The organism is Janthinobacterium sp. UMAB-60 (genome assembly GCF_900095235.1).
In the GTDB taxonomy this organism is placed as follows: domain Bacteria; phylum Pseudomonadota; class Gammaproteobacteria; order Burkholderiales; family Burkholderiaceae_D; genus Janthinobacterium.
Map to the genome: position 1 here is coordinate 462072 of NZ_LT607484.1, position 1515 is coordinate 463586.

Here is a 1515-nt window from a genome sequence, read left to right on the forward strand (position 1 = left end):
CACCTGCACCGCGTCCTCCTTGCTGGTCACGGTTTCGCCTTTCGCCACCACTTCGGCCTGCACCATATTGCCCTGCGATGGCGCCACATTGACCGCCGCGATCACGCTGGCCACCGCGCTTTGCAGCGCTTCGGTCGGCTTGACGGTCAGCACACCCGGCGTGTAGGTCAACGCATAGTTGGTCGATGTCTGGCCGGCAGCCGACACCAGATAGCGGCCCGATGGCGTAGCGATGCTGGCCGGCGTGCTGAACACCAGATTGCCGCCGACCTCGTTCGCCAGCGTGTCGTTGCCCAGCAAGCCCGTGTAGCTGGCCGTGAAGGCCGGATTGACAAAGCCCTGGTCTTTCTCGGCATTGCCCACCTTCACCTCCAGAGCCGCCTGCGTGATGCTGGCCGTGGTGGTTGCCGTGGCGTTGACCGTGTAATTGCCGGCGTCTGTACCGCTGAGCGCAATGCCGTTCACCGTCACCGTTTTGTTGGCGCCGGCGTTCTTGTCGGCAAAGCTGGCGCCGCTGTTGCTGATGCTCAGCACGTCGCCGGCGATACGATTGTCCGACAGGGTCACGCTGGCGTTGGTGCTGGTGTCATACACGCGCGGCACTGCGCCCGTGGCGCGCACCAGCAGGCTGGCCGGCGTAATGCTGGCCGTCAAGCCGGTCGGGTTGCTGACCGTGTAGTTGCTGGCCAGGCCGGTACTGGTATCGACCAGGGTCGTACCCGTCACCGTCACCGCCTTGGCGGTGGCCGCGTTCTTGTCGCTGAACACTGCCGTCTGGCCACCAAGGCCCAGCGTTTCGCTGCCCACCAGGCCCGCCAGCACGCCACCGGACAATTGCGCCACCGTATTGCCATCATAGACTTTGTTGCCGGCCAGCTGGCCAGCCACCGTCAGGGTTTTCGGCGTGATGCTGGCCGTCAAGCCGGTCGGGTTGCTGACCGTATAGTTGCTGGCAAGACCGCTGGCCGTGTCGACCAGGGTCGTGCCCGTCACCGTCACAGCTTTACCATTGGCCGCGTTCTTGTCGCTGAACACGGCAGTCTGACCCGCAATGCCCAGCGTTTCGCTGCCCACCAGGCCGCTCAAGGTACCACCGGACAGGCTGGCTTGTGCATTGCCATCGTAGACTTTACTGCCAGCCAACTGGCCCGTCACCGTCAAGGCCTTGGCCGTGATGCTGGCCGTCAGGCCGGTCGGGTTGCTGACCGTGTAGTTGCTGGCCAGGCCGCTGGCCGTATCGACCAGCGTTGTACCCGTCACCGTCACCGCCTTGGCAGTGGCCGCGTTCTTGTCGCTGAACACGGCGCTCTGGCCACCAAAGCCCAGGGTTTCGCTGCCCACCAGGCCGCTCAAGGCACCGCCGGACAGGCTGGCTTGTGCATTGCCGTCATAGACCTTGTTGTCCGCCAACTGGCCCGTTAACGTCAAGGCCTTGGCCGTGATGCTGGCCGTCAGGCCGGTCGGATTGCTGACCGTATAGTTGCTGGCCAGGCCGCTGGCCGTATCGACCAGCGT

General features: G+C 64.6%; 1 protein-coding gene. It reads right to left on the bottom strand.

Features of this window, described 5'->3' with window-relative positions:
* The coding region (locus K0F86_RS07950) for a YDG domain-containing protein (protein ID WP_257572039.1) at positions 1-1515 on the bottom strand (1515 nt) is incomplete at both ends.